Consider the following 7,089-nt stretch of genomic DNA (forward strand, 5'->3'; position numbering starts at 1 on the left):
TCCCAGTTGTCGATGAGCTGGTTCTGGGACTGCACGGCCCACGAGGCTCCGGACACAGCGTCGTTGAGCACGACGTGGTCGCCGTTGGCGCGGAATTGCAGAGCTGTGCCGCTCGGTGCTTCGATCCGGGTTTCGCTGGTTGCGTTCCCGCACCTTTCGAACACCTCCCCTCCGCTCCAGGCCGCATAATCGCAACCGGCGATCGTGACAGGACGAACCGGTTCACCCTCGGCGCCGCTGAGCACCTGGCTGGGCCTGCCGCCCGTCAACGGAACGGATAGGAGTCCACCCTCTACCCCGACGAGAACCGCGGAACCGCCCGCCGACGGCTGGGAGAGCACCGGAGCGGCGGCGTTGCCCAGTTCGATCGACGTGCCACGGATGATCAGCCGGCGGCTGGCTCCGTCGAGCAGCACCGGGTCTGAACCGATGGAACTCAACTGGAACTCCCCTGCCGCCTCGGCAAGATCGACCTGCACGCTTCCACGTGCCGTGTCCTCGTCTGCGGCAACCCGGTAGAGAGCGGACGCCTCTGGCGAGAAGACGAAGAGCTCTCCCGTCGGTGCGACGGAGCCGATCGCCCCTGGCCCGAACGACAGTGTCGGCTCCGCCTCCGCGTCGAAGGTGTCCAGGTCATCGACCGGGATCAACCAGATGTCACCCCCCGCGAGAACCGTCACTCGGCCGCCTGCCAGCCAGACGTCACTCGCGCCGGGGGGAAGCGGCACACTCTCGATGATGCTCGTGGTCGCCGGATCGATGATGCCGATCGAACTCAGGCCTGCGTCGAGCAGCAGGATGGTTTCACCCTCCTGGAGGACGTCGATCTCTTCGGAGTCCGCCTCGACGCCGGCGTTCAGTTCGAAGACCTGTGTGTTGGCTCGGCCGATGGCCTGCCGGTCCAGATTGGCCACCCAGACAGCGCCGTCACCGAGGTCGAACTGCTGCGCGCGGTATCCGCTGGAAACGATGGCGATCGTTGCGATGAGCGCACAGATCACTGTGCCACTCGTGAGAGTGGCAACAAAGGAACGCCGGGAGCGGAACCACTGCTGGATCGTCATCCGCTGCGCTCAGGGATATCGACGCATTTCTCAGCGCTCGGCGGACCGAGTTTCCCTTCGCGGTTCACGAGCACGGTGATGCAGACCCGGTCCCCGCCCTCGGCGTCGATCGTGAACTGGGCAGCGCGCTGAATGCTCGGCGTTCCGCCCTGAGGGCGGATTTCGTAGGAATCCGCCTGGTCCAGGCCGGGGTCCGCCCAGCTGAACTCGACGCTTGAGGCCCCCACCTCCGCGGTGATGTTTGCAACCGTGGGGATGCCGTTCCCCGGCGCGAGCCGGACGACGACGAACACCGTCGTCAGGGCGAGCAGCACAACGAGGGCTGAGCATGCGACGACCGCAAGCAGGAATCGGCGCCCCAACGGAGTAACGGGGTTCAGGGGGCTGCGGTCGCTGAGCGGGGTGGCCTCGGCGGTGACGAGCCGCGTGGATCCGGGCTGCCGTGCGGCGTCTCCAGGGGTACGCCTGCGCTTACGACCCGGTTCGACCGTGCGGATGGAGTTGACGCGGGTCCGATCGTCCGCGTCGTGAACCGGGTTGAACGCCCAGTCGTCGACCGCGACATCGGGCTGGGTGGGAGGAAGGCCGAGGTCCGTCTCGATGGCCTGCAATTCGCGGATCAGCTCCATGGCTGAGTGCGCACGTGCTTCTGGACGGCGCGACATCGAGCGAGCGAGCACGTGCTCCAACCGGTCTGGCACATCTTCGCGACCGATCGGTTGGGGCTTACCCCTGGCCGACCTGGCGATCAGGTCAGCGGACGTGTTGCTCTGCCTGGGGATCTCGAACGGCGCGCGGCCGGCAAGGAGCGAATAGATGGTGGCGGCGAGCGAGAAGACTTCACTCGCGATGGTTCCGTTGGTTTCACTGTGGAGCACTTCGGGCGCCGACCAGGGGATGGACATCCCGACCGTTTCGTCCGGGTTGAACTCTCCGACCGTTCCGGCGATTCCGAAGTCGCTGAGCACCGGGTTGCCGTACGCGGTCATCAGAATGTTCGACGGTTTGATGTCGCGGTGGAGCACTCCGGCCCGGTGGGCCGTCTCGGTCGCGCTCGCGATCTTGATCCCGATCCGCAGAGCCTCCGACACCGCGAGTGGTTCGTCACGGTACCGGGAACCGATCGACGACGAGCAGAGCTCCATGACGAGGTAAGGCCTGCCGTCGGCTGCGACGCCGGACTGGTACACCGTGAGAATGGCTGGGTGAGCGCTCAACTGGGCCATCAGGTCCGCTTCGGCCTGGAACATGCGCCGCACGTCCGCGGTGACGTATTCGCTGAGCATCACTTTGACGGCAACCTGGCGTCTCGGGTTGTCCTGCTCGTACAGGAAGACGTCGGCGAACCCACCGGAACCGAGAATTCGCACGAAGGAGAAACCGGGCAACTGCGGCGGTTGCGATGGCAGGCGGCGAGGCACGACTTCTCCCTTCCTTCAAACGACGTGGACGGGAAGGCGCAAGCGGGACGATCTCCGTCCCCTACCTCCCCAGTGTAAGCAAAGCCCCGATGGGGCTATACCCCCGGCCAGGGGGGCAAGATTTCGATCACGTTGCCGTCGCCGATGTCGATGAACGTGCCTGGTGCGACGACGACGGACTCACCCTGGCGCAGCCGGCGCCAGTGGCCGTTCGGCGGGATGATCGACGTGCCGTTCGTCGATTTGAGGTCCGTGGCGACGATCGAGTTCCCGATCTGCTTGATTTCCAGGTGGGTGGCGGAGACCGACTTCGATCCGGAGACCACCGGGACGAGCCGGGAAGGGTCCGGAAGCGGAATGCGGGGCTGGCGCGGGTTCCGGCCGAAATAGTGGACGGCATCCAGGGGGTAGGCGTGGCCGCCGTTGATGCGGAACCCATAGAGGAGGGTTTTGGGGTCGTCGGGGACGAGGGGAGCCTCGCGAAGGACCGTCTCGTCCTGGATCGGTGGGGCGATGTCGCGACGCAGCACCGTTTCGCCGTCATGGCGCATGGCGGGGTCGTCCTCGGGCCGGACCCGCTGCGCTGGGGGCCGGATGATCGTGTTGGTTTCGGCGGGGGATGGGCGGAAATGCGATTGCGCTGGGAAACCTGCTGAGGTGCCCCGAGTTCTCGGTGGTGGATCCGCAGACGCCACAGCATGGGCACTCTGCACGACAGCCTCCGCCGGGGTCGCTGAAATCGCCGTCGATTGCGGATCGGCAACCCAGTCGATGCGGTTGGCGACGATGACGCCTGAGCCGAGCGGGAAGGACACCCCGGAGACGGCGGCCCCCGGCTCGCCGGTCAGCCCTCCCGCCGCGACGGCTTCCACGCCGCTCAGCTCGTCACGATGCCACGGCTTGTCGCCGCTCGTGATGCGGGTCCAGGTCCCGCCGGCGTTGGCGTCGACGACCGCCTCCCCGTGCACGAGAAGCTTGAGGGTGTTTCGGTCCCCACCGGGTCGTTCCAGGGCGACGAAGGACGCCGGCTGGCCCGCTGACGTGTTCGGGATGACCCGGAGTGCATCGTCGAAGGTCGTCGTTGAGGTTGTCACGAGGGACCACAGCCGCTCAACGATCGCCGGTTCGGACGGGGTCCGGAGCGCCACCAGGAGTTTCTCTCCGACGATGTAGATCCAGGGCGTCCCTGTATTCGTCATCGCGTAGCGATACGACGATTGTTCCCGTTCTGCTGTGTTCACGGTCCCCCTCGAGACAACGGTGCAGGCCACCCCCCGGTGAGCGGGCGCATGAGCCTATGACCTATTCTGCCCCCTGGCCTGCGTTTGAGCGACCCGCTTCAGGTTTGTGCCCCTCGAGCACCGTCAGCGCCCTGATCTAAGCTGGATTCATGTCGTCACCCGCCACCGTCCGCATCGCCTCCGTCAACACGAACGGAGTTCGCGCTGCCTTCCGCAAGGGGATGGGCGACTGGCTGGATGGAGCCGGAATCGACATCCTGGCTCTGCAGGAGGTACGGGCCGCCACGAGCGACCTCGAGGAGCTCTTCGGCCCCGATTGGGATATCCTCCACGACCCGGCAACCGCAAAGGGCCGAGCCGGTGTCGCCCTGCTCAGCAGGGCGAAAGCGTCGATCCACCGGGTTGAGCTCGGCGCGGCAGAATTCGACAGTGCCGGGCGCTGGCTCGAGGCCGACTATGACGTCAACGGCTCGATCATCACCGTCGTCTCCACATATGTGCACTCGGGTGCTGTCGACACACCGAAGCAGGTGGAGAAATACACCTTCCTCGAGGCCATGAGCGAGCGGATGCCACAACTCGCCGAGCACTCCGAGTACGCCGTCGTGCTCGGAGACCTCAACGTCGGGCACCGCGAGTTCGACATCAAAAACTGGAAGGGCAACGTCAAGAACGCCGGATTCCTGCCGCAGGAGCGGGCGTACTTCGACCGTTTCTTCGGCGCGAAGGGCGAGCAGGTCACCGGTGTCGACGGGTCGGTCGGAAAGGGCCTCGGCTGGGTCGACGTCGGCCGTGCCTGGGCAGGAGAGGTCGACGGTCCGTACACCTGGTGGTCCCAGCGCGGGCGGGCCTTCGACAACGACACAGGCTGGCGCCTCGACTACCACGTCGCGACCCCGGCCCTCGCTGGCACCGTCGTCGACTACCGCGTCGACCGGGCGGCCAGCCATGCCGAGCGATGGTCGGACCACGCTCCTGTCGTCGTCGACTACGCGATCTGAACCCGGTCCTCTGCCGGCCGTCCCGCCGGCACTCCCCCGAACATCCGCTTCACTCCGTCGCCCGAGCGCGGCAACCATAGAAGGATCTCCCCATGACCAAGCCCGTCCTGTTCTCCGGAATGCAGCCATCGAATGATTCCCTCCACCTGGGGAACGTCGTGGGCGCGCTCCAGCAGTGGGTCGCGCTGCAGGAGGAGTACGACGCGTATTACTGCGTCGTCGACCTGCACGCCCTGACCAGTTCACCGAACCCGGACGAGCTGCGTGCCCGCACGCGGGCAACCGCAGCGCAGTACATCGCTGCAGGGATCGACCCGTCGAAGAGCACGTTGTATGTGCAATCCCATGTCCCGGCGCACGCCCAGCTGTCGTGGGTGCTCAACAACATCACCGGGTTCGGTGAAGCCGGCCGGATGACGCAGTTCAAGGACAAATCGGCGCGATTCGGCGCCGACTCGACCACCGTCGGGCTGTTCACATACCCGGTGCTCATGGCTGCCGACATCCTGCTGTACCAGACCGACGTCGTTCCTGTCGGAGAAGACCAGCGCCAGCACCTGGAGCTGACGCGTGACCTGGCCGGCCGGTTCAACAGCCGGTTCGGCGACACCTTCGTCGTACCTGAGCCGGTCATCCTCAAGGAGACGGCGAAGATCTTCGACCTTCAGCATCCTGAGGCGAAGATGTCGAAGTCGGCTGAGAGCGAGGCGGGGCTGATCAAGGTTCTCGATGACCCGAAGGTCAACGCGAAGAAGATCATGCGTGCTGTGACCGACGACGAAGCGAGCATCCGTTTCGACCGTGAGGCGAAGCCCGGGATCTCCAACCTGCTGACAATCTTCTCAGCCATGTCTGGACGCTCCATCGACTCGATCGTCGACGAGTATTCCGGCCGCGGATACGGCGACCTCAAGAAGGGTGTCGTCGAGGCTGTGAACGGTGTGTTCGAGCCGGTCAGGGCCCGCACCCTCGAGTTGCTCGACGACCCGGCAGAACTTGACCGCCTGCTCGCGATCAACGCCGCGAGGGCGAATGAAGCGGCCGAGGAAACCCTGGCTGTCGCCTATGAACGGGTCGGTCTTCTGCGCCGTTAGCGCGGTGCGCACAACGCCGGGCCGCCTCCCCCTGCTGCGCCGGTGGCGTTGGCGTGCCGGGTGCGCACAACTCCGCCAATCCGCTGATGCCACACCGTACCGCCGCCGCCGATCCGGGCGTCCGATGCCCCGGGCACCCCGAGAGGCGGAGCTGTGCGCACAAGGCCGGACCGCCTCCCCCTGCTGCGCCGGTGGGGTTGGCGTGCCGGGCGCGCACAACTCCGCCAATCCGCTGATGCCACACCGTACTGCCGCCGCCGATCCGGGCGCCGGAAGGCCCGAGCATCCAGTAGGCGGAGCTGTGCGCTCCAGCGCACCGCGTCAGTCACCTCACCCGAGAACGGTGCAGAAGTGGTTCTGGGACCGCAGGAGCCCAAGGATCGCGGCGAGAACTCTTTCGGGTCGGTACATGATGTCCTCGTAGAGCAGCCGGAGCGACATGTAGCCCAGAGCTGCGAGCGTGGTGTCTCGGGTGCGGTCTGCGACATACCGATCCAACGCCGAGTGATGGGCCCGGCTGTCCACTTCGACCACGAGGCGACCTTCGATCAGCATGTCGACTCTCCCCACACCGTCGATAACGACCTGGATGTCATAATGCAGACCGATCGTGCGCACGAGAAGACGCAGAATTGTCTCGGAGCCGGCTTCTGCCCTCCCATCGCTGAGCGACTGAATCGCCTGAAATCGTTTGGGGAGGGAAGCGAAGATCAGTTCCACGTCTTCCGGGCCGATCAGTCGCTTGTTGAGTGCGCTGTCTAGGGTAGCGACGGCCATTCGCGGTAGCTGGCAGCGCATCGCCTGGGCCACGGAATCGATAGCTCCGACGGCGTGGGCGGACGCATCTGCTGGGCAGAGAAGAGGTTGCCAGTGCAACTCCATGCCGCCGCGGTTCACCGTCGCCAGCCGCAGATACCGGTCATCGGGGCTGCGCAGTCGCGACGCACCGCGTCGAAGGTGGATGTGTCCTGGATGGGGCTTGAAAACGAAGACTTGTCGAAGGGCGAGTGCTGAGACGCAAGCGAGTTTGCCGCCGACCCTGACCGCGCGGAGGACGTGCTCCGGGGTGCCGGGGAGCGCGTAGTGATCGCGATAGATCCGGATCAGGCGCTCATCGCGTACATCCCTGGTCAAGATTCGGCCGTGTGCGCCGGCGGCGAGGAGCTCGTCACGGCTCGCGATAAGTGTTCCGGTTCGTTCGAAGATCTGCAGGTAGCTCATCCGGCGAGGATGGCCTCCACGCGCTGCCGCCGTCCCGAAGACAGCGC

The 7,089-nt window shown here is 65.8% G+C and carries 5 protein-coding genes and 1 pseudogene; 2 read left to right on the plus strand and 4 right to left on the minus strand.

Going from position 1 to position 7,089, the window contains the following annotated elements; all coding sequences use genetic code 11:
• The 3 genes and pseudogenes from JWP90_RS11510 to JWP90_RS11520 form a co-directional block, all read right to left on the minus strand.
• A pseudogene (locus JWP90_RS11510) lies at positions 1–1,064 on the minus strand (fibronectin type III domain-containing protein); the annotation flags it as partial.
• A complete protein-coding gene (locus tag JWP90_RS11515; protein WP_297364157.1) occupies positions 1,061–2,485 on the minus strand; it encodes a serine/threonine-protein kinase in 1,425 nt (474 codons plus the stop codon). The gene JWP90_RS11515 and the pseudogene JWP90_RS11510, both read right to left, overlap by 4 nt.
• Before the next feature lie 95 nt (positions 2,486–2,580).
• Positions 2,581–3,684: an FHA domain-containing protein gene (locus tag JWP90_RS11520; RefSeq protein ID WP_297364160.1), complete on the minus strand. Its 1,104-nt coding sequence runs from the start codon at positions 3,682–3,684 to the stop codon at positions 2,581–2,583.
• A 191-nt stretch (positions 3,685–3,875) separates the two neighbouring features.
• On the opposite strand from JWP90_RS11520, the gene JWP90_RS11525 reads away from it, so the two are divergent.
• On the plus strand, positions 3,876–4,727 hold the full coding sequence (locus tag JWP90_RS11525) for an exodeoxyribonuclease III (RefSeq protein WP_297364163.1): 852 nt from the start codon (positions 3,876–3,878) through the stop codon (positions 4,725–4,727).
• 92 nt (positions 4,728–4,819) lie between these two features.
• A complete protein-coding gene (gene trpS, locus JWP90_RS11530) occupies positions 4,820–5,821 on the plus strand; it encodes a tryptophan--tRNA ligase (protein ID WP_297364166.1) in 1,002 nt (333 codons plus the stop codon).
• Between the two features lie 330 nt (positions 5,822–6,151).
• Here the strand turns inward: trpS and JWP90_RS11535 are convergent.
• Positions 6,152–7,089: endonuclease domain-containing protein (locus tag JWP90_RS11535; protein ID WP_297364168.1), on the minus strand; the 938-nt coding region annotated here is incomplete at its 5' end.

Origin of the sequence: Mycetocola sp., assembly GCF_025464835.1 — a bacterium.
Classification (GTDB): Bacteria; Actinomycetota; Actinomycetes; order Actinomycetales; family Microbacteriaceae; genus Mycetocola_A.

Bases quoted from the DNA above. Each gene is read 5' to 3' on its own strand.
- JWP90_RS11525 (WP_297364163.1), top strand. From the start codon at position 3,876: ATGTCGTCACCCGCCACCGTCCGCATCGCCTCCGTCAACACGAACGGA.
- JWP90_RS11520 (WP_297364160.1), bottom strand. From the start codon at position 3,684: ATGACGAATACAGGGACGCCCTGGATCTACATCGTCGGAGAGAAACTC.
- trpS (WP_297364166.1), top strand. From the start codon at position 4,820: ATGACCAAGCCCGTCCTGTTCTCCGGAATGCAGCCATCGAATGATTCC.